The organism is Microbulbifer variabilis (assembly GCF_023716485.1).
GTDB lineage: Bacteria > Pseudomonadota > Gammaproteobacteria > Pseudomonadales > Cellvibrionaceae > Microbulbifer > Microbulbifer variabilis_B.
On record NZ_CP092418.1, the window covers coordinates 3,481,661 to 3,502,618 of the forward strand.

A 20,958-nucleotide genomic window follows, 5' to 3' on the forward strand; every position below is an offset into this window, starting at 1 on the left:
CCGCCCGCAATCACGGAGTGAGCCACCATGCCCCATCTGGTTATTGAGTACGCCAAGAATCTGGAAGAACGTATTTCTGTCGCCGCCCTGGTCAGCTCGGCTCAGGAGGCAATGCATAGCTCCGGCTTATTCGCCTCCCATACCATCAAGACCCGCGCCAAGCCCTACGACCAATTTATTGCCGGTGAGCACGGCGATAGCTTTATTCACGCGGAAATCCGCCTACTGGCAGGCCGCAACAACCGCGAGCGGGAAGCGTTGAGTTCAGCGGTTTTTAACTGCCTGTGCCAATTTGCCGATGGGGTACCAGCGGTCTCGGTAGAAGTGCGTGAAATGGACCCCGGCAGTTACTCAAAGCGGGTGCCCTTCTAAGCTTCTCCACGCAGGAAGGGACCAAACCACTCGGCAATGCCCTCGGCGCCCTCTTCCATATGCAGGTGATGGCTGCCGGGTATTTCCCTAACCTCGATCGTTTTATAGCTCTCCAACACCGGGCGCAGCCGCTCGATCATATTCGCAATCCCCTCCTTCGCCAGCACCAGGCGCACCGGCATGCTCAGGCGGGATAGAAAAGCGCGCACCTGTGCCTCGTTAAGCTTGGCGGAGGACGCCGCCATCAGGCGCGGATCATTACTCCAGGTGAAGCCACCTTCTAGTGGCAGGGTCCCCCGCTCGGCCAGCGCGCGCGCCGCCCATTCTGTCAGCGGGAACATGCCGTTCATACGCGCTTCTACCGCCCCCTCAAAAGTGGGGTAAATCTTTGCCCTGCGCTGGCTGTAACGGGCACGCTGGGCGATAGCCTTAGCGAGAATTTCCGGCGCCTCGCTATCCTTGGTTGCAGGAGGTACCAGGCCATCAATCAGGGCCAGGCGTTTGATGCGTTTGGGAAAGGTGCCTGCCGTTATCACACTGGCAATAGCGCCGCGGGAATGGGCCAGTAAAGAAAAACTGCGCCAGCCCAGTGCTTCGGAGGCACCAATAATATCCTCAGCTTCTTCCCAAATATTGTAATTAGCATGGGGAGACCGATGGTAGCTGCGCCCATGGCCTGCCATATCCACGGCGACCAAATTAACGCCTTTCAAGAGTGGGGCCAGACGATCAAAGCTGGCGCAATTATCCAGCCATCCGTGCAATGCCAATACCGGCTCCCCTGTGCCATCCCCCCACTGCTTTGCGGCAATGGTCTTGCTGTCGAATTCCAGGCTGATCTCACGGGGGGCGGCTTGCTTCATGCGCGCAGATTCCAGAAGAAAGTGAATATTAAAGAGCCAGATGGTGCAGGTCCAAAGGCCCGCAGGCAATGACAGTTAGCGCCAGCAACCTAGGGATTTGAAGGCAAAGGGTAAAAACCGGAGGGAAAAATGGCTAGCCGGCGTGCTGTAACCACTGCAACTCAGCACAACCATTGGCCCAGACCTCCGAGCTGACACAGGCGAGACTGGAAGTCCCCATCGGGTGTTGATTGCCACTACCGCAGAGACCGTTCAACAGGCTACCCACCAATGGTTGATGGCTCACCAGGAGAAGAGGGAAATGATCGGCTTGCTGTTCCTGTAACTTGTCGAGTAGCTGCTGTGGATCGGTATCGCCAATCAGCAATGACTCGGTAACAACAGGCAACCCCAAGTGGGCGGAGACAATATCAGCTGTCTGCTGAGTGCGCACAAAGGGGCTCGCCCAAATAGCGCGCACGGAGGACAACTCCCCAGCACGCTCTTTGCAGACCTGCGCCACCTGCTTACGACCGCGCTCCGTAAGCGCGCGGCCGGCATCGTTACCGTACATGGGTTCGGCCTTACCATGACGCAGGATAAACAGCTGCATTGACTTCGCCTCAATCGGTTTAGTGTGTGTCACCGCGCTTGTCAGACTCACCCTTCTGCTCACTGAAGGGCGTTGAGGACTCCTCTGCGCTCTCCTCTACCAGCTCGGATTTACCGTCATCACTACCGAGGATAATGGCCTCCTCGGCTTCTTCTTCCTTTTTGGACTCAGTTTTTTTCTCGGACTCGGCTTCATCATCGGAAGCCATAACTTCTGCATTAACCTCTTGCGCACCCTCGTAACCGGAGAGATCGTCCACTTCAGATTCCGGCCACTCTGCAAAAGGAAAAGGCTTTTCCTCAGAGTTGTAAATTAAAAACTGTATCGCCTGATAAATATAGGAGGCGAGCTGGTCGCCAAAACGGCGCAAATTATCATTGGCACTGCCACCAATAATCGAGAACAGGAACTGCAGCACAACCACCGCGAGCAGCACCCAGCTGGCAATCTGCAGGCAGATAGCAAACAGCACCATATAGATCAGCCGCACCCACTGGTTCCCGGAAGTCAGGTTGCGCTTTAAATCATCATTTTTCATAAGAGGCTTCCATCAAGGCTTGGCCGAGTAGGCCACATCAAAAGTTTGCGCGCCCGACATTAAATTGCGAATTACCTCAGGAATCGGTCGCTCTTCAAATAATATGGCGTGAATTGCGGAAACCAAGGGCATGTAGACACCCATTTCATCCGCTTTCTTTTTAATCAGACGAACCGTATTCACCCCTTCGGCAACCTGACCGATTTCCGCGACAGCACGATCCAAAGGCTTCCCCTTGCCCACCAAATAACCTACCCGGTAGTTACGGCTGAGGTCGGAGGAACAGGTCAGGATTAAATCGCCAACGCCGGCAAGGCCGATAAAAGTCATAGGGTCTGCCCCCATAGCCTCGGCAAAGCGCATCATCTCTGCGAGAGAACGGGTAATCAGCAGGCTGATGGTATTTTGCCCCCGGTCCAAGGCCGCCGCCATACCGGTGACAATGGCATAAATATTTTTCAGCGCCCCCGCCAGTTCCACGCCAAATACATCGTTACTGGAGTAAACGCGGAAGGTCTCGGAGTGCAGCGCGGACTGGATATCCTTGCACAGCGCTTCATCTTCACTGGCAACCACGGTTGCGGTGTAGTGACCCGCGACAATTTCCTTGGCAAAGTTGGGCCCACTCAGCACCCCCACGCGCATACCCTGGGTCTCCTCGCGCAGGATATCGCTCATCAAATGAAAACTGTCGTGCTCTATTCCCTTAGTGGTGGAAATCAACATGGTGCCCGGTTTTAGCAGCGGGGCCACCCGGCGGACCACTTCACGGAAAGATTTACTGGGGATAGCGACAAATACAATATTGCAGTTCCGTACCACTTCCTGCAGGTCGCTGCTGATACAAAGCTCTGGGTGCAGGGCCACTCCGGGCAAATACTTGCTGTTCTCACGGGTTTCTCGACAGGCTTCCGCGCTCTCCGAATCCCGCATCCACTGGCGGGTATCGTGACCATTACCCGCAATAATATTAGCAATGGCCGTACCGAAACTACCGCCGCCCAATACAGCGATGGAGAGAGGGTTGGAAGTTTCCTTTTGCATATTGATACCGATAAAGCTTCTCGAGGGCAGGGATTATAGAGGTATGACCCGCTCAGCCCAAAGGGTTCAACTATCAGGATCTTGCGCGTAAAGTTACAAATTAACACGCCAAAAACGGAAAACGGCCCCAGCGGGACAAGCTAGCGGTTGCACAACCGGTAGCTTGTCCCGCTGAGGCCGCAGAAATAAGGCGCAAGAGCTTCCGAAGAAATCACCGCGCCAGGCTCCTGAAAGCCAATAACAACTGATTAAAACTTAGTCGTGCATTTCCAGCAGCAGTGTATTCAGGCGACGCACATAGTCAGCCGGATCTGTTAGCTGGTTGCCCGCCGCCAAGTTGGCCTGATCCATCAGAATATTGGTGAGATCGGCAAAACGATCCTCATCCTGCTCCTGATCCAGGCGCTGTACCAGCGGGTGCGATGGGTTGATTTCAAAAATCGGCTTGGCTTCAGGTACCGCCTGTCCTGCCTGTTCGAGGATGCGGCGCATCTGCGGACCCATATCCTGCTCGCTCACCACCAGACACGCCGGCGAGTCCACCAGGCGAGTGGTAGCGCGCACAGATTCCACACGGCTATCCAGAACAGACTGAACGCGCTCAACCAGTGCACCGGACTCATTCTCAACTTTCTCGCGTTCGGCTTTATCCTCTTCGCTCTCGGCTTCACCCAAATCCAGCGCGCCTTTGGCCACGTCCTGGAACGGCTTGCCATCAAACTCGTTCATATGGCCCACGAACCACTCGTCCACCTGATCGGTGAGCAGCAGCACCTCGATACCCTTCTTGCGGAATACTTCCAGGTAGGGGCTGGATTTCGCTGTCGCGAAATTGTCTGCGCACACGTAGTAGATCGCCTTTTGGCCATCTTTCATGCGGCTGACGTAGTCTTCCAGGGACTGATCTTGTTTGTCGGTATCGGTATGCGTGGTGGCGAAACGCAGCAGCTTGGCCACTTTCTCTTTATTGGAGAAATCCTCTGCCGGCCCCTCTTTCAGCACATTGCCAAACAGGTCCCAGAATTTCTGGTACTCGTCACCATCCTTTTTCGCCAGCTTATCCAGCATATCCAGCACACGCTTAGTCAGTGCGCTTTTGATCGCATCAGTATTGCGGTCTTTTTGCAGGATTTCACGGGAAACGTTTAGCGGCAGATCGTTGGAGTCCAGCACACCTTTCACAAAACGCAGGTACAGCGGCAGGAACTGCTCGGCGTCGTCCATGATAAAAGTGCGTTGTACATAAAGCTTGAGACCGCGGGCGGCATCGCGCTGGTACAAGTCAAAGGGTGCGCGCGCCGGGATATACAGCAGGCTGGTGTAATCCTGCTTGCCTTCAACACGATTGTGGCTCCAGCTGAGTGGATCATCAAAATCGTGGGAAATATGCTTATAGAATTCTTTGTACTCCTCGGCTTTCACTTCGGAGCGCGGGCGGGTCCACAATGCCTGGGCCGCATTAACCGCTTCAAACTCAGGCGCCTTCTCTTCTTTTTCTTCCTCGCCCTCTGCCGCCGGCATTTCCTCTTTCAGCATCTCTACCGGAATAGCGATGTGGTCGGAGTACTTTTTAATAATGGAGCGCAGGCGCCAACCATCGGCAAACTCTTTGGCATCTTCTTTCAGATGTAGAACGACACGGGTACCGCGCTGGGGCAACTCTGCATTTTCTACGGAATATTCCGCTTCGCCGTGACACTCCCAGTGCACACCCTGATCGGCTTCTGCACCTGCGCGACGGGTAAACACATCCACTTTATCGGCAACAATAAATGCTGAGTAAAAACCAACACCAAACTGACCGATTAGGTGCGCGTCTTTTTTCTGGTCACCGGTGAGTTGCTGCATAAAGGCGGAGGTACCGGAGCGAGCGATGGTACCGAGGTTTTCGATCACTTCATCACGGCTCATACCAATACCGTTATCGGTAATGGTCAGGGTGCCCGCATCTTTATCGAACTCGATACGAATACGCAGGTCGGTATCATCAGCAAATAATTCTGGCTTCGACAGCGCCTCAAAGCGCAGCTTATCAGCGGCATCGGAGGCATTGGATACCAGCTCGCGCAGGAAAATCTCCTTATTGGAGTAGAGCGAGTGGATCATCAGGTGCAGCAGTTGCTTGGCTTCTGTCTGGAACCCGTGGCTCTCTTTGTGGGCCTCAACGGTCATCTGTAGGTCTCCCCATACACGTCAATCGGAACAGGGAGCAAATATTGGGACCTGCTGACAGGTTTCAAGGGCAAAGCTGGAAATAGAGGATATCTGCATGATGCCGTAACGCAAACGGCACTGACAGTAATTCGCTATTCAGCTAAGACTTTACGGGAAACGGTGGGGTTTCAAGAAGACATTTTAGGGTTGGGACTTCCCCTTAAAGCCCCACCAACTGGGGCTTTAAGGGGAGTGCATTATTGACTATTACACAGTCAACTAACGCTTGCGACTGGCCTTAGCCTTGAGCGTAGCGGCTTTGCCCTTGCTGCCGGTCACGTCGATCACAAAGTTAGCGGTCATATCGGAGATCACCCGGGATTCGGCATTCAGCAAGATGGCGATACCGATTTTCAGCTTCTCCGAGTAGGCAACTGCCGCACGGAAACCTGCCACCCAGCCACCGTGATAGATAATGCGGTCATCCCCGATGGTGTAGAGACGCCAGCCGAGGCCATATCCGGCATGAGATAGGTAATCCCGCCAGATACGGTGGCGCATATGGCGCTGAGTGGACACTCGCTCGGTGGTCATATCCTCGATCATTGCGGGAGAAAGTACCTTGGGGTAGTAACCCATTTGTGCTTTCAACCATTGGGCCATATCTGAAATACTGGCGTTGACACCCGCTGCTGGGGCGGCGAAATAGTACTCTTTTTCCACTTTCACCGGACGCCAGCCACTGCCTGTTTGCACATGCGGCGCGGCGCGGTTGTCCGAGGCCATAAAGCTTTCCCAACCTACTGAGGCATTCTGCATTTTCAGCGGTACAAAGATTCGCGTCTTGAGTTGTTTGGCAAAGGTGGTACCTGTCGCCTCAAGAATCACATCTTCAATCAGGCTGAACAGCACATTCTGGTAGCCATAGCATTTTCCCGGAGTACATCGTGGGTCAATATTGGCGAATTTCGGCAATATTTTGCTGAGCGGTTTATTGTCCTCCAGATAATCATCGTAGGCATTGGGCGTTAAGCCGGAGGAGTGACTGAGTAAATGCTCTACCTGCAGCTGGCGAGACAGGGACGGCGTCTTGAAGCTAAGATCCGGCACATAATTGACGACCTTGTCATCCCAATTAAAGCGCTCCTCATGCTCCAACAGAGTGGCCATACTGGCGGCAAAGGTCTTTGAGACCGAGGCCAGGCGAAAAACGGTATCCGAATCCACCTTACCTTTCTTTCCGCGTGTGCGCACACCGTAAGTGTCCATGGCCACCACCCGGTTGCCATCAACAATGACATAGGCACCACCGGGGATCGACTTGCCAGCCATCATCTTGCGGAAGTATCGATCGAACTCCTTGGCCCTGGCGTCTATATCCATCGCCCGCACAGGTAGCGCCACAGCGCATAGGAGCAGTAGTGAAAGAATGGTACACGCCTTCCAGGCACGTAGGTGGTAGACGATATTTGAAAGAATTGCAGGTCTCATAAGCAAATCGAGCCGCCAAAGCAATCCGGTACATGCAGATAAGACTAGCAGCCAACGGGCAAAAACTCTATTTAGGCGCCACGCAGGACTGACTGCTGAATTCTAGTCGCTTGCCATTAGTCTTGTGTGAATCCCCATGCCACCCGCATAGATCTGCGTATTGGCACTCATTAAAACGAAAAAACCGCCTTTCGGCGGTTTTTTCTGCATCGGGACTAGCTTCAAGCTAGCCCAGCGACCTTGAGCTTACAGCTTCTCAGCGTTCTCGCTCAGGTAAGCCGCTACGCCTTCGGGAGAAGCGTTCATACCTTTGTCGCCTTCCTGCCAACCGGCCGGGCAAACTTCGCCATGCTCCTGGTGGAACGCCAGAGCATCAACCATACGCAGCATTTCGTCAACGTTGCGGCCCAGTGGCAGATCGTTCACAACCTGGTGACGAACCAAACCTTCCTCATCGATCAGGAAAGAGCCACGGAAAGCGACGCCAGCGTCAGCTTCTACGTCGTACGCCTGGCAGATTTCGTGCTTAACATCGGCAACCAGAGTGTATTTTACTGGACCGATACCACCGTCGTTGACCGGGGTGTTACGCCATGCGTTGTGAGAGAACTGAGAGTCGATGGAAACACCGATTACCTCAACACCACGCTTTTCGAACTCGGCAAAGCGGTGGTCGAAAGCGATCAGCTCAGAGGGACATACGAAGGTGAAGTCCAGCGGATAGAAGAAAACTACTGCTTTCTTACCTTTAATCGCTTCTTTCAGGTTAAAGGTATCGACGATTTCGCCATTACCCAATACCGCTGCAGCGGTGAAGTCCGGAGCCGGCTTGCCTACCAGTACTGCCATGAAAACCTCCTCAATCCAATGATGGGTTGTTGATAAAGAGAGTGAAGTGTTCAATTTATACGCAACAGCTATAAATTGAATAGGAATTGATAGTGGGCCGCTATGATACACATCCACTAATTGCAGGCCCATAAATTTTTTTAATGAGCCTGATAGCGGAAAAGCTATGCGTGAACCAGGCCTCAAAATAGGAAAAAACAACCGATAATTCGCATAAAAAAGAAACACAGAGGTCGCTTTTTAATCTTCCCGGAATCTTATTGACACTCATTCTCAATTGCAATAGGATTCACATCAGTCTAGTATTGAACAGAAATCGAGCAGAGCCCACCACGATGTATGTATGTATCTGTAAAGGTATAACCGACCGCCAAATCAAAGAGGCTGTCTACGATGGCTCCACCTCAGTGAAGGCCTTAAGACGCCAGCTCGGAGTTTCTTCCCAGTGCGGTCGCTGCGCCGAGCAGACCAAGGAAATTATCAGTGAAACCCTGGGTACCGGAATGATTTCCTCTGCCACCAGCGGACTGTTTTACTCCGCCAGCTAAGCTCTCTTTTTGGCCGCCGCGCACGAATAGATTGCCATGAATGGCGGCCAGTTATACTTAAAGCCCTACCCCTGCAGCTTTCCCTAGACTTCTGGCAATCACACTCGGTGCGCTAAGCTGGGTGCACATCAATGTGCTCAGCTTTGCCCATGAAGAAGCACCTCTTACACTTCTATGAACGGCTTCGCTCCAGCTTTTGGAGTGTGCCACTCGTGATGATTCTGTCGGCGTTGCTGCTCGCCTACCTGATGCGTCAGCTGGACGCCCTTTTAAGCGCACTGCCTCTATTTGAAACAGGCCATATCGCCACTCTCGACTGGCTGCATATGACCGACGTTAACAGCGCACGCGCCTTGCTCTCGGTAATTGCCGGTTCAACTATTACAGTTGCCGGTACTGTATTCTCAATTACTGTGGTGGCCCTACCCCTTGCCTCCTACCAATTTGGCCCTCACCTGGTAAGAAACTTTATCCGCGATCGCAGTACCCAGGAGTCCCTCGGGATCTTTCTCTCAACTTATGTCTATGCACTGGTCACAATGCGCGGTATTGAGGGTAGCACTGGGGAAATCACTACCTATGGCTTTGCTATCCAAGTTGCATTACTGCTCACTCTAATCAGAGTCGGCTACCTCGTTTATTTCATCCACAACGTGGCGCAATCCATCCAAGTGGATAACATCGCCCACCAGATCAACCTGGAATTCCACCAGGCAATAAACCGTGAATACCCAAGCTCAACAGAGCCCAAACGCGGCGAGCACTTCGATACTGAGCGCCTGGCATTGGGGCCTGGGCGGATCCCCTTTCCCACTCCCCGCGGGGGCTATATACAAATCATCGACCGGGAAAAAATGATTGCCATTGCGGAAAATTTAATTGCTGTGTTGACCGCCTCATTGAGGGGCTGGGTACTGTGCTACAAAGACCGGAACCGGCGAATTGTTTTACTGACTCCAGCGGAGCTTTACGCCTAATCAGCTGCAAATTGGAATTTGCTCAGCTCCTTGATGCTTCACTGGATGAAATCGTCGAACACGGCCGCGCCAATGGCGTTTTTATGCGCCACTTACTCAACGCACTGGAACATCTCGCCGAAGTTTGCCAAAGGGAAAAAGACAAGGCTGCACTCTTTAATTATCTGCAACGTCTAGCCAACGACAATAAAAACTTTATTAAGAGTGAAACCGACTCCACTGAAATTCAGCAAATAATATCCGCTATTCAGAAAAAGCTCGCCAGCTGACGCTGCAACCTAAACAAGAATCATTTTCGTTGCTATTTTCGGCCAAATTCGTGTTAAAAACCGTGTTTTTTCTGCATTCCGCAGCTAACAACTTCTTCTTGACTTGCCGCAAATCGCAACGCAAACTCGGCCCGGATTGCAGCTATCACCCTAAAATAAATTGTGGGAAATCGGTCAGCTGCAGACATAAGTGACTAACACAATTTAGTGACTTTTTATTGCTACTTATTTCAAGTAACCAACAAATAGGAATTCTCTGAGGGTGTTATCTAGCTCGCAGGGCCACAGGAGCAAAAGCTATGAAAGGCGATCCCAAGGTTATCGAACATTTAAATAAAGTACTGGGCAATGAGCTGGTAGCTATCAACCAGTATTTTCTGCATGCGCGCATGTACGACAACTGGGGTTTAAAAGAGCTGGGCAAACAGGAATACCACGAATCCATCGATGAAATGAAACACGCCGATTGGCTGATCGAGCGTATCCTGTTCCTTGAGGGTATCCCCAATCTGCAGCACCTGGGCAAATTGATGATTGGTGAGAATACCGAGGAAATGCTCAAGTGCGACTTGAAGATTGAATCCAAAGCAATTCCCGATCTGCGCGAAGCCATCGCCTACTGTGAATCGGTACGAGATTACGGCAGCCGTGAATTACTGGAAAAAATTCTCGACTCCGAAGAAGAGCATGTCGACTGGCTGGAGACTCAGCTCGAACTGATTGACAAAGTGGGCATTCAAAACTACCTGCAAACTCAAATGGAAACTGCAGCCGGCCACTCTGGCAAATAATTAGAACAACCTTAACAGGTATAAAAAAACCGCAGTTTCAACTGCGGTTTTTTTATTCTCAACCATGTACTGCCGCTTTCACCAGGCAGATACATCGAAGCAAAAACGAAAATTAACCTTCGCCTTCACTCTCCGCCGATGCCTCATCGATCAGGGTTTTCAACTCACCATTTTCATACATTTCCATAATGATGTCGCAACCGCCGATCAACTCACCCTTCACCCAAAGCTGAGGGAAAGTCGGCCAATTGGCATACTTGGGCAATTCAGCGCGAATATCTGGATTAGCCAGGATATCCACATAAGCAAAGCGCTTACCGCAGGCCATCATCGCCTGGGAGGCGCGCATGGAAAAGCCGCACTGGGGCGCGTTGGGGCTACCTTTCATGTAGAGCAGAATGTCGTTGTCAGCAATCTGCTGTTTGATGTTCTCCAGTGTATCCATAAGCGTGAGAAACCTCAGGTGGTGGAAGCAAATTTATTAACGTGTATCGCATCGGCACCCAGCCATTGCGCACGGTCGGCCATTGTACCTCAGCGCAGGGGGGAATAAGTACCCGCAGCAGTGCATAGCCAAAAAATGCGCACCACTCCCCAATGGCTCCATCCTTTACAAAGAGAAATCAAATAGATGGCCCACACGCCGCAAAGGCTGTGTTAGCATTAGTTCAACGATATAATTTGCAGATTAAAATACACCAAACAGAATTATCTGCGGAAATGACTTCTGTTAAACAAACCCAACGATTAAATAAGGAGGCGTCTCAGTGCCCCCCCACACACTGATGCACAACTATGGCGAAAGGACCCTGACCCTGGTCCGCGGCGAGGGAAACTACGTGTGGGATGATCGCGGCCACCGCTACCTGGACGCTATTTCCGGTATCGCCGTCTGCGGTCTTGGCCACTGCCATCCAAAAGTCACCGAAGCCCTACAGGAGCAGGCCAACACCCTGCTGCATGTATCCAACCTGTACAACATTCCTCCCCAACAGCAGTTGGCCGACCGGCTCGTATTCCTATCGGGTATGGATAATGTATTTTTCTCCAACTCCGGTGCTGAGGCCAATGAGGCCGCTATCAAGCTAGCGCGTAAACTCGGTAATGAGCGCGGGCTGGTGACACCGCAAATTGTGGTTATGGAGGGCGCTTTCCATGGGCGAACCCTCGCCACGCTTACGGCAACAGGCAATGAAAAGGCACAACAGGGCTTCGCCCCCTTACCCGAGGGTTTTTTGCGGGTGCCCTTCAACGATGTGCAAGCCATTGAAAACCTGGCACAACAGCACAGCGATATCGTCGCCATACTGTTGGAACCAATACAAGGGGAAGGCGGTGTCCGCGTACCAGATACCGACTACCTAAAACAACTTCGTACACTCTGCGATCGACACGACTGGCTGTTAATGTTGGATGAGATCCAGACCGGCAACGGTCGCAGCGGCAGAATGTTTGCCTACCAGCACGCCGACATAGTGCCGGATGTATTAACCACCGCCAAAGGACTCGGCAATGGTGTCCCTATCGGCGCCTGTCTCGCCCGCGGCAAGGCTGCCGGCCTTTTCACCGCTGGCAGCCACGGTTCGACCTTCGGCGGCAACCCTCTCGCTTGCCGTGCCGGTCTTGCAGTGCTGGAGACTCTTCAGGGCGAGTGGTTAATCGAGCGCACAGAAAAACTGGGCGAACAATTACTACACTCCCTGCGCATGCGACTGGGCGATTGCCCTGGGGTTGTGGATATTCGCGGACAGGGTCTGATGATCGGTATTGAACTCAACCACCCTTGCGCTGAGCTGGTTGAGCGGGCTAGGGAGCAGGCGTTACTGATCAACGTCACCGCCGGCAATGTGGTGCGGCTACTGCCTCCACTCACCCTTACTGACGAGGAGTGCCAGCAACTGGCCAACGATGTCAGCACTCTGATTCAACAATTTACCCCGCAGGCAGTCTGAAGCACTCAAAGGAGAACAATTTATGGCGACCAAGCATTTCCTCACCTTAATGGATCTCTCCGCAGAGGAGCTAAAACAAATTATCGAACGCGCTATCGAATTAAAAACCCTGCGCAACCAGGGCATTACTACCGACCTCTTTCGCGGCAAAGTGCTGGGAATGATTTTTGAAAAGTCTTCCACTCGCACCCGTGTCTCTTTTGAAGCAGGCATGGCGCAGATGGGTGGCAGCGCCCTATTCCTATCGCCGCGGGATACTCAGCTGGGGCGCGGCGAGCCTATCGAAGACAGCGCTCGGGTGATCTCACGCATGGTCGACATAGTAATGATCCGCACCTTCGGCCATCAAAATGTGGAGCGCTTCGCAGCCCACTCACGGGTGCCCGTAATCAATGCTTTATCTGACAGTTACCACCCCTGCCAGTTACTCGCCGATATCCAGACTTTCGTCGAACACCGCGGCAGCCCCGCGGGCAAAGTGGTGGCCTGGGTGGGCGACGGCAACAATATGTGCCACTCCTATATCAATGCGGCGCGGCTTTGCGACTTTGAACTACGTATCTCTTGCCCCCAAGGATATGCTCCAGATGCCGATATTGTCGCTGCCGCCGGCGATCGGGTAAAAGTTGTGCATAACCCTGTGGAGGCCGTGCGCGATGCCGACTGGGTCAGTACCGATGTGTGGGCTTCCATGGGCCAGGAGACAGAACAACAAGCCCGCAGAGAAGCCTTCGACCGCTATCAAGTGAATCACGAGCTGATGAGCCACGCCAACGAAGACGCAATTTTCATGCATTGTCTGCCAGCGCACCGCGGTGAGGAAGTCAGCGCCGAATTACTGGAGGACGAGCGTATTTCCAAGGTGTGGGACGAGGCGGAAAATCGCCTACATGCACAGAAAGCACTCATGGAGTTTTTACAGGAGCACAGCCAGTAAGGTTTTATTATGCGTCGGTCGATGGCGTTATTTACAACCTGTCGACCGGCCCATCCTCCGACCTCCCCCCCCACCATCTGATACCCGTTTAAAAAACGACCACGCACTTTTTTCGTGACATCAAAATACAGGTTCAAGCAAAATAATGCGGGTGAACAAATAATAACCAGGCATGTTGCAACAAAAAAATCACGCCACAAAACTGATCATCTTAGTACCAACTTGCTCAAATTGCGCACATTCGCAAATGGTTATTGCCGTTGTTAATTTAGAACGCCCCGGCTATTAAAAAAAATTGTAAGAGCTTGTATTACCCTTCTCCCTTCACTGACAAATGCCATGCAGCCCAGCTGTGGCGGGACCTGCCGCAGAAGTGGCTACTGACTCAACACGCCTACCCACAATTTATCCACAAACAACCACAAAGTTATTCGGCTTGAACTGACCCGCCTACCGCATTATCTTGTAGCGCGCTCGAGGCATACCCCCTATATATTGGGGTAAGGGACCTTGAGCATCCCCAAATCTAGGGGCGAATCCCGGCACTCCGCCACACTTTTTGGCGGCCGGTGCCAGACGCTGCTTTTTTCAAAGCAGAATCAGAGGTAAGCGGGCGGAAAGGAATGATCCGCCACAGGCAGCAGCCGGCAAAGCTTAACTGAACGCCGGCCACCGAGCCGCCTGTTTCCAGTGCCTTCACGGTGTGGGAGGAATCACTGGCCAAGCGATGGACTCGCTCCGCACATGCCACGCAGTCCAGTGGCGCCGTTCTGGTGAACACACGCGGACAGACAACAATACAAACCTTTCGGAGATTTACATGCACACAGAGACAGGGCGCTCTCAAACCGTGCCTGCGGCAAAATCAGGCACAACCAGCGACCAGGCTACTGACGGCACCACTCTGGCCGCCACCGCACCGGGCCAGATCCGCGTCATCAAGCGCAATGGTACCGTTGTCCCCTACGACGATGGCAAAATTTCCGTTGCCGTTACCAAGGCCTTTCTCGCTGTTGAAGGCGGCACCGCCGCTGCGTCCAGCCGTGTACACGAGCAAGTCGAGGAGCTGGTTGGCCAGATCAGCGCCACCTTTAAGCGTCGCATGCCCTCTGGCGGCACTATCCATATCGAGGAAATTCAGGACCAGGTGGAACTGGCCCTGATGCGCGCCGGTGAACACAAGGTTGCCCGCGACTACGTACTCTACCGCGAAGAGCACGCACGCCTGCGTGCGGAAAAAGAAAAAAGTGCCAGTCAAACCGAACAGGCTGTCGATGCGCACCCCAGCATCCGCGTTAAACTCGACGACGACAGCCTCGTTCCCCTGGATATGGAGCGCCTGCGCACTGTTGTCAGCGAAGCCTGTGAAGGTCTGAAAGACGTCAACGCCGAGGCCATCCTCAGCGAGGCCCTGAAGAACCTTTACGACGGCGTCTCCGAAAACGATATCAATACCGCCCTGGTAATTACTGCGCGTACTCTGGTTGAAAAAGAGCCAAATTACACTTACGCCACAGCCAGCCTACTGCTGGACAAGCTGCGCTCCGAAGCCCTGCGCTTCCTCGATATCGCCGAGCGCGCCACCCAGCACGAGATGGAAAAACTCTACGCTTCCACTCTGCCCGCTTACGTGAAAAAGGGTATCGAGCTGGACCTGCTGGACCCCGCCCTGGCCACCTTCGACCTGGAAAAACTCGGCGAAGCTTTAAAAGGCGAACGCGATCACCAGTTTACCTACCTGGGCCTGCAGACCCTGTACGACCGCTACTTCCTGCACAGTGATGATATTCGTTTCGAGCTGCCGCAGATTTTCTTTATGCGCGTCGCCATGGGCCTCAGCATTAACGAAGAAAACAAGAACGAGCGCGCGGTAGAGTTCTACAACCTGTTGAGCTCTTTCGACTACATGAGCTCCACCCCGACCCTGTTCAACGCCGGCACCCTGCGTCCGCAGCTATCCTCCTGCTACCTGACTACAGTACCGGACGACCTGCACGGTATTTACGGCGCAATCCGTGACAACGCCATGCTGTCCAAGTGGGCCGGCGGCCTCGGCAACGACTGGACGCCGGTGCGCTCCCTGGGTTCCTATATCAAAGGTACCAACGGCAAGTCCCAGGGTGTTGTGCCCTTCCTGAAAGTGGCCAATGACACCGCAGTAGCCGTCAACCAGGGCGGTAAGCGCAAGGGCGCTGTGTGTGCCTACCTGGAAACCTGGCACCTGGATATCGAGGAATTCCTCGAACTGCGCAAGAATACCGGTGACGACCGCCGCCGCACCCACGATATGAACACCGCAAACTGGGTCCCCGACCTGTTTATGAAGCGCGTGTTCGAAGACAAAGAGTGGACCCTCTTCTCCCCGGCCGATTGCCCGGACCTGCACGACCTGTTCGGCACCGCCTTTGAAGAGCGCTACAACCACTACGAGCAACTGGCTGCCGAAGGCAAGCTGCGTCTGTTCAAGAAAATCCGCGCGCTCGACCTGTGGCGCAAGATGCTGGGCATGCTGTTCGAAACCGGCCACCCCTGGATCACCTTTAAAGACAGCTGCAACCTGCGCAGCCCGCAACAGCACGCCGGTGTGGTACACAGCTCCAACCTGTGCACCGAGATCACGCTCAACACCAAGGCCGACGACGAAATCGCCGTATGTAACCTGGGCTCCGTCAACCTGGCTCAACATATTGGTGACAACGGTGAACTCGACCGCACCAAGCTGGCCAATACCGTAAAAACCGCGGTACGTATGCTCGATAACGTGATCGACATTAACTACTACGCGGTTGAAAGTGCACGTCAGTCCAACATGCGTCACCGCCCTGTGGGCATGGGCCTGATGGGCTTCCAGGACGCGCTGTACAAAGCCGGCATCGCCTACGCCAGCGATGAAGCCGTAGCCTTCGCCGACAACACCATGGAAGCGATTAGCTTCGAAGCCATCTCCGCTTCCAGCGACCTGGCTGCTGAGCGCGGCAAGTACCAGACCTACGAAGGCTCCCTGTGGAGCAAGGGTGTTCTGCCACTGGATTCCATCCAGATCCTGGCTGAGCAGCGCGGCCAGCAATTTATCGATCAGGACACCAGCTCCACTCTGGACTGGGACGGCCTGCGCGAAAAAGTAAAAGCCCAAGGTATGCGTAACTCCAACGTGATGGCGATCGCCCCTACCGCGACCATTGCCAATATCACCGGGGTTTCCCAGTCGATCGAACCGACTTATCAAAACCTGTATGTGAAATCGAACCTGTCCGGCGAATTCACCGTAGTAAACCCCTACCTGGTACACGATCTGAAAGATCGCGGCCTGTGGGATCAGGTCATGGTTAACGACCTGAAATACTACGAGGGTTCCGTGCAGAAAATCGATCGCGTACCAGAAGACCTGAAAGCGAAATACCGCACCGCGTTTGAAGTGGAACCGCGTTGGATTGTGGACGCCGCCAGCCGTCGCCAGAAGTGGATCGACCAGGCTCAGTCCCTGAATCTGTATATTGCCGGCGCTGATGGCAAGAAGCTGGACCTGACCTATCGCATGGCTTGGTTCCGCGGCTTGAAAACCACTTACTACCTGCGTGCCCTGGCTGCCACTACCACAGAGAAATCCACTGTAAACAGCGGCACCCTGAACGCGGTAAGCGCACACGGCAGCAGCAATGGTGCCGCCGCAGCAGCGCCTGTAGAACAGGCTGCACCCGCACCAGCGGCAGTGCCGCAGGCTTGCTCTCTGGACGATCCAGACTGCGAAGCCTGTCAGTAAAAATTTGGCCCCTACTGGGGCCTGTACTCACTCTCGGGGGAGAGCGTCGTAACCGCAAGTGCGGGCATGACCATGCGCAACGACCCCGGCCCACCCGGCTGCAAAAACCGGGAAGAATTTTCGGGCCGGGGATCGTCTGCGTTTTTTCCCAACTGCGTTTTCAGTAACCCGCACAAAGGTGCGGCGTATGAAAACCACGAAAAAACTTTGCCACAAACCTCACAGCCGTGCGGCAAAAACCCAAAAATAATTTTTGGCTAAAAGCAAAGTGATAATTGATCTGGCACAAAAATTTTGTGCCCCGCTGGGGTAAAAATACCTGCAGCGATTGACCACTGCCGGAAAATTCCGGAATAGCACCCCTGGCCTCGCTCTGCGAATGTAGCGCCAGGAAGAACACAGAAATTAATATCGAATTTTCGATAACGAGACCGATTAAAAGGGCCGACTATGCTGAGCTGGGACGATTTCGAGACAAAGCCCCAACAACCCGAAAAAGCCGTTAAGGCGCAGACCGCAGCGGAGCCCCAGGCGAAATCCGTACAAGAGCCCAGCGCTTCTTACTCTGCGGAAACTCCAGCGAGCTCCACCACAAAAAATGGCTCCGCCGCTGTTGAGGCTGCACGTGCAGCCGTTGCCAGCCTGGACCCGGCGCCCGGCCTGGAAGAACTGGAAATGGGTGCGGCCCGTATCCAGGTGGATGAAAAGCGTATTATCAATTGCCGTGCCGACCTCAACCAGCTGGTCCCCTTTAAATACGACTGGGCCTGGCAAAAATACCTGGACGGCTGCGCCAACCACTGGATGCCCCAGGAAATCAACATGAACAAAGACGTGTCCATGTGGAAAGACCCCAACGGTCTGACCGAGGACGAGCGTCGTATCGTGGAATACTCCCTGGGTTATTTCTCCACTGCGGACTCCCTGGTTGCTAATAATCTGGTACTGGCTATCTACCGTCATATCACCAACCCAGAGTGCCGCCAGTACCTGCTGCGCCAGTCTTTCGAAGAAGCGATCCACACCCACGCCTACCAGTACTGTGTAGAATCCCTGGGCATGGACGAAGGCGAAGTCTTCAATATGTACCGCGAAGTGCCCGCCGTTGCCAAAAAGGCGGCTTGGAGCCTGTCCCACACCCAGGCCATCGGTGATCCCAACTTCAAAACCGGCACCGTTGAATCCGACCAGGAGCTGCTGCGCAACCTGATCGCCTTCTATGCCGTCACCGAAGGTATCTTCTTCTACTGTGGTTTCAGCCAGATTCTGTCTATGGGTCGCCGCAACAAAATGACCGGTGTTGCCGAGCAGTTCCAGTACATCCTGCGCGACGAGTCTATGCACCTGAACTTCGGCATCGACGTGATCAACCAGATCAAGCTGGAAAACCCACACCTGTGGACGGCGGAATTCCAGCAGGAAGTGACCCAGATGATTCTCGAAGGTATGGAACTCGAAGTGGCCTACGCCCGCGACACCATGCCCCGCGGCGTACTCGGCATGAATGCAAATATGATGGAGGAATACCTCCAGTTTATCGCCAACCGCCGCCTCAGCCAGCTGGGCCTGAAAGAGCAGTTCCCAGGCGCACAGAACCCATTCCCGTGGATGTCTGAGATTATGGACCTGCGCAAAGAGAAAAACTTCTTTGAAACCCGCGTTATCGAATATCAGACCGGCGGCGCGCTGCAGTGGTAAGAGAGGCTTCCGGCCAGTGAATTACTACAAAAGGAAAAAGTAGTCGCTCACAGGAAGAGAAGTATTGAAAACGGGCTTTCAGCCCGTTTTTTTTTATCTAAATCCTGAATAGTTTAAAACAAAAGCATAAAAAGGCTTTTCTTACCTCTCCACCCCCTGACTTAACATTTATTGCAATACACCTTGCCCCCTCGGAGTCTATTTCAAGTGGAACCTGCCAAGTCCCCGCAACAAATAACTCATAAACTTTTTTGCAGAGCGAGGCCCCACTCCCGCTCTCATCAAGCAGCTTCTTCCAGCGCCTTGCTAACCGTCACCCAGCCAGCAAGGCCCCAAAGAACAATTCCCTAACGTGTTAAACCCGTTCCAGTGGATTTCTGAGATTATGGACCTGCCTGAGATTATGGATCTGCGCAAAGAGAAAAACTTTTTTGAAACCCGCATTATCGAATATCAGACCGACGGTGCATTGTGGTGGTAAGCCGCTGCGAGTCACAGCATTAACTGACTCCAATTACAGTATCCGGTGACTTTGAGAATGTTTCTTATTTACTGAGCTGGGCGTAACGAAATACATATAGAGAAGATTATAGATACCAATAATGAGGTTTCGCTCATGTGGAACCTCCCCCAACAGGCTGTAGAAATGGAGTTACTAAAAAATAGTCGTTCACAGGAAGTGATGTATTGAAGCGGGCATAATGCCCGCTTCAATACAAAATAGGAGGTACATTGAAATATCTATGTAAACTCCTAGGGACGAGGTAACTTATAGCTTCCTGGCTGACACAGAGTTTTAAACACCCTCCAGACTTCATCATGCCACTTTCACTCTAAAGCCTGAACTTGTAACTCGGTGAGTATCATCCCCTCTTTAGCCAACTTGGCCTTAAGCGCTTTTAATCACAATTTAAAGTTGACCAGGATATGCCATTAACAGATGCTTAGAACACCATTGGGAGATACAAATACACCACATTTACGTAGTTCATTAGATCCCCAAACTTTTCCACGGGCAGGCTCTTGCAGGGTATAGGTCAATAGGACCATCTTCGATGGCAGTATCAACTCGATTTGTGGTTAGGTACCCGCCAATCTTTCTCAAAAAAAACACCCTCGCCGCCGCTTAAAACAGCTTCTTTGTACCGATAGAAGGTGTCTCGATACATCACACATCTTACAAGTTTTGGTGATTTTGCCGAGATCTTCTGCCAGCTTGAGCATTCCATTCTTGTGTTTGATGATGCGATCCTTAGTATGGATCAAGGGATTTATCCTTGGTTTTTCTTTTCGGTTTAGGCTCCCTCATCAAAACCCGTAACCTCCTATTTTTTTATAGTGGATGTGCTCGGTTTGATCTGAATCAATCCAGCCCAGTCATTATAAAAACATTGACCATCAAATATTGCATACAGATTTTTCCGAACACCCACCTATACAAAACAATCGTGAGAAAAACTATTAAAAAAACTAGAAAAATCCAAAACGATCACACCAATCGCAACAAAAACCATCAAGCAAGCCCCAAAGAAATTGGGGCAGCTTACTCCAACCATCACTTAAAGGTAAAAGATTAATTCATAAAATTACTTCACCATTTTTTCGACTAACTTTACCAAATACTCCCACCTTTCAATTATTATAATCTCCAAAAACAATCAAAATAGAATTCTCACCATAAAACCAGGAGAACATTGTAGCTTTCTTTTTACTTCTAAAATAATCCCTACCTATAGAATCCATATACTCTATAGCTTTTTTTAGCTTTTTAGAATTTTGAAACTCAACTTCATAGGCCCCAAACTCAGTAAAAAAACCATTTTCATAATTTAGAGATATCACCCTCCCCCTATACTCATTACTGCCATCAAATGCATTAACTCCAAATTCTTGACCAAGAAAATCCTCCACCTTACTTGGGGCTATATCGGCCATATCAACTTTATCAACCTTAAGCCCCTTAAAACCTAAATTATTTTCAAATTGAGAGATACCCAGGTTATAAATATCAAGCATAGAAGCAGAATTATCACTCCTTATTGACTTAGAGCTTCCAACCACAGGAAGTAAAAGTAAAATCAAAATAAATATAGCTTGAAGCTTCATTAACCCCTCCAAATAAT

The 20,958-nt window shown here is 52.2% G+C and carries 20 protein-coding genes; 10 read left to right on the plus strand and 10 right to left on the minus strand.

What is annotated here, in order from left to right:
* The first annotated feature begins 27 nt into the window (after positions 1–27).
* Positions 28–372 carry a 5-carboxymethyl-2-hydroxymuconate Delta-isomerase gene (locus tag MJO52_RS15505; protein WP_252082845.1) on the plus strand — a complete coding sequence of 115 codons (345 nt, stop codon included), beginning with the start codon at positions 28–30 and terminating at the stop codon, positions 370–372.
* Here the strand turns inward: MJO52_RS15505 and MJO52_RS15510 are convergent.
* From MJO52_RS15510 to MJO52_RS15540, 7 genes are all read right to left on the minus strand, one after another.
* Entirely contained in the window at positions 369–1,235 is an 867-nt protein-coding gene (locus tag MJO52_RS15510) for an alpha/beta fold hydrolase (protein WP_252082848.1), read from the minus strand. The two genes, MJO52_RS15505 and MJO52_RS15510, sit on opposite strands and share 4 nt — an antisense overlap.
* Positions 1,236–1,368: 133 nt before the next feature.
* On the minus strand, positions 1,369–1,827 hold the full coding sequence (sixA, locus tag MJO52_RS15515) for a phosphohistidine phosphatase SixA (RefSeq protein WP_252082850.1): 459 nt from the start codon (positions 1,825–1,827) through the stop codon (positions 1,369–1,371).
* 19 nt (positions 1,828–1,846) lie between these two features.
* On the minus strand, positions 1,847–2,365 hold the full coding sequence (locus tag MJO52_RS15520; RefSeq protein WP_252082852.1) for a DUF4389 domain-containing protein: 519 nt from the start codon (positions 2,363–2,365) through the stop codon (positions 1,847–1,849).
* A gap of 12 nt (positions 2,366–2,377) precedes the next feature.
* Complete coding sequence (locus tag MJO52_RS15525; protein ID WP_252082853.1) at positions 2,378–3,409, minus strand: NAD(P)H-dependent glycerol-3-phosphate dehydrogenase; 1,032 nt, start codon at positions 3,407–3,409, stop codon at positions 2,378–2,380.
* A 255-nt stretch (positions 3,410–3,664) separates the two neighbouring features.
* Entirely contained in the window at positions 3,665–5,581 is a 1,917-nt protein-coding gene (htpG, locus tag MJO52_RS15530) for a molecular chaperone HtpG (protein WP_252082854.1), read from the minus strand.
* Positions 5,582–5,842: 261 nt separating this feature from the next.
* Complete coding sequence (locus tag MJO52_RS15535; protein WP_252082855.1) at positions 5,843–7,054, minus strand: serine hydrolase domain-containing protein; 1,212 nt, start codon at positions 7,052–7,054, stop codon at positions 5,843–5,845.
* A gap of 246 nt (positions 7,055–7,300) precedes the next feature.
* Positions 7,301–7,903 carry a peroxiredoxin gene (locus MJO52_RS15540; protein ID WP_252082857.1) on the minus strand — a complete coding sequence of 201 codons (603 nt, stop codon included), beginning with the start codon at positions 7,901–7,903 and terminating at the stop codon, positions 7,301–7,303.
* Between the two features lie 305 nt (positions 7,904–8,208).
* On the opposite strand from MJO52_RS15540, the gene MJO52_RS15545 reads away from it, so the two are divergent.
* The 4 genes from MJO52_RS15545 (at position 8,209) to bfr (ending at position 10,488) form a co-directional block, all read left to right on the plus strand.
* On the plus strand, positions 8,209–8,451 hold the full coding sequence (locus MJO52_RS15545; RefSeq protein ID WP_435583619.1) for a bacterioferritin-associated ferredoxin: 243 nt from the start codon (positions 8,209–8,211) through the stop codon (positions 8,449–8,451).
* A gap of 149 nt (positions 8,452–8,600) precedes the next feature.
* Positions 8,601–9,428 carry a DUF2254 family protein gene (locus MJO52_RS15550; protein WP_252082859.1) on the plus strand — a complete coding sequence of 276 codons (828 nt, stop codon included), beginning with the start codon at positions 8,601–8,603 and terminating at the stop codon, positions 9,426–9,428.
* Positions 9,368–9,697 carry a DUF2254 domain-containing protein gene (locus MJO52_RS15555; protein ID WP_252082860.1) on the plus strand — a complete coding sequence of 110 codons (330 nt, stop codon included), beginning with the start codon at positions 9,368–9,370 and terminating at the stop codon, positions 9,695–9,697. The genes MJO52_RS15550 and MJO52_RS15555 overlap by 61 nt, the downstream gene beginning before the upstream one ends.
* A gap of 299 nt (positions 9,698–9,996) precedes the next feature.
* Positions 9,997–10,488 (plus strand): bacterioferritin, encoded by a 492-nt coding sequence (gene bfr / locus MJO52_RS15560; protein WP_252082861.1) that lies wholly within the window; start codon positions 9,997–9,999, stop codon positions 10,486–10,488.
* A gap of 112 nt (positions 10,489–10,600) precedes the next feature.
* On the opposite strand, the gene grxD is transcribed toward bfr, so the two are convergent.
* The gene (grxD, locus tag MJO52_RS15565; protein WP_252082862.1) at positions 10,601–10,933 is read right to left on the minus strand and encodes a Grx4 family monothiol glutaredoxin; all 333 of its coding nucleotides are present in this window, start codon (positions 10,931–10,933) and stop codon (positions 10,601–10,603) included.
* 322 nt (positions 10,934–11,255) lie between these two features.
* Between grxD and MJO52_RS15570 the strand changes: the two genes are divergently transcribed.
* On the plus strand, positions 11,256–12,440 hold the full coding sequence (locus MJO52_RS15570) for an acetylornithine transaminase (protein WP_435583620.1): 1,185 nt from the start codon (positions 11,256–11,258) through the stop codon (positions 12,438–12,440).
* Positions 12,441–12,462: 22 nt separating this feature from the next.
* On the plus strand, positions 12,463–13,377 hold the full coding sequence (gene argF / locus MJO52_RS15575; protein ID WP_252082864.1) for an ornithine carbamoyltransferase: 915 nt from the start codon (positions 12,463–12,465) through the stop codon (positions 13,375–13,377).
* A 526-nt stretch (positions 13,378–13,903) separates the two neighbouring features.
* Here the strand turns inward: argF and MJO52_RS15580 are convergent.
* Entirely contained in the window at positions 13,904–14,158 is a 255-nt protein-coding gene (locus MJO52_RS15580; RefSeq protein WP_252082866.1) for a hypothetical protein, read from the minus strand.
* 39 nt (positions 14,159–14,197) lie between these two features.
* On the opposite strand from MJO52_RS15580, the gene MJO52_RS15585 reads away from it, so the two are divergent.
* The 3 genes from MJO52_RS15585 (at position 14,198) to MJO52_RS21320 (ending at position 19,316) form a co-directional block, all read left to right on the plus strand.
* The gene (locus MJO52_RS15585; RefSeq protein WP_252082867.1) at positions 14,198–17,137 is read left to right on the plus strand and encodes a ribonucleoside-diphosphate reductase subunit alpha; all 2,940 of its coding nucleotides are present in this window, start codon (positions 14,198–14,200) and stop codon (positions 17,135–17,137) included.
* Between the two features lie 450 nt (positions 17,138–17,587).
* Positions 17,588–18,835 (plus strand): ribonucleotide-diphosphate reductase subunit beta, encoded by a 1,248-nt coding sequence (locus MJO52_RS15590; RefSeq protein ID WP_252082869.1) that lies wholly within the window; start codon positions 17,588–17,590, stop codon positions 18,833–18,835.
* 352 nt (positions 18,836–19,187) lie between these two features.
* Complete coding sequence (locus MJO52_RS21320) at positions 19,188–19,316, plus strand: hypothetical protein (RefSeq protein WP_286036972.1); 129 nt, start codon at positions 19,188–19,190, stop codon at positions 19,314–19,316.
* A 1,151-nt stretch (positions 19,317–20,467) separates the two neighbouring features.
* Here MJO52_RS21320 and MJO52_RS15595 read toward each other — a convergent pair.
* The gene (locus MJO52_RS15595) at positions 20,468–20,941 is read right to left on the minus strand and encodes a hypothetical protein (protein ID WP_252082870.1); all 474 of its coding nucleotides are present in this window, start codon (positions 20,939–20,941) and stop codon (positions 20,468–20,470) included.
* Between the last annotated feature and the right edge of the window lie 17 nt (positions 20,942–20,958).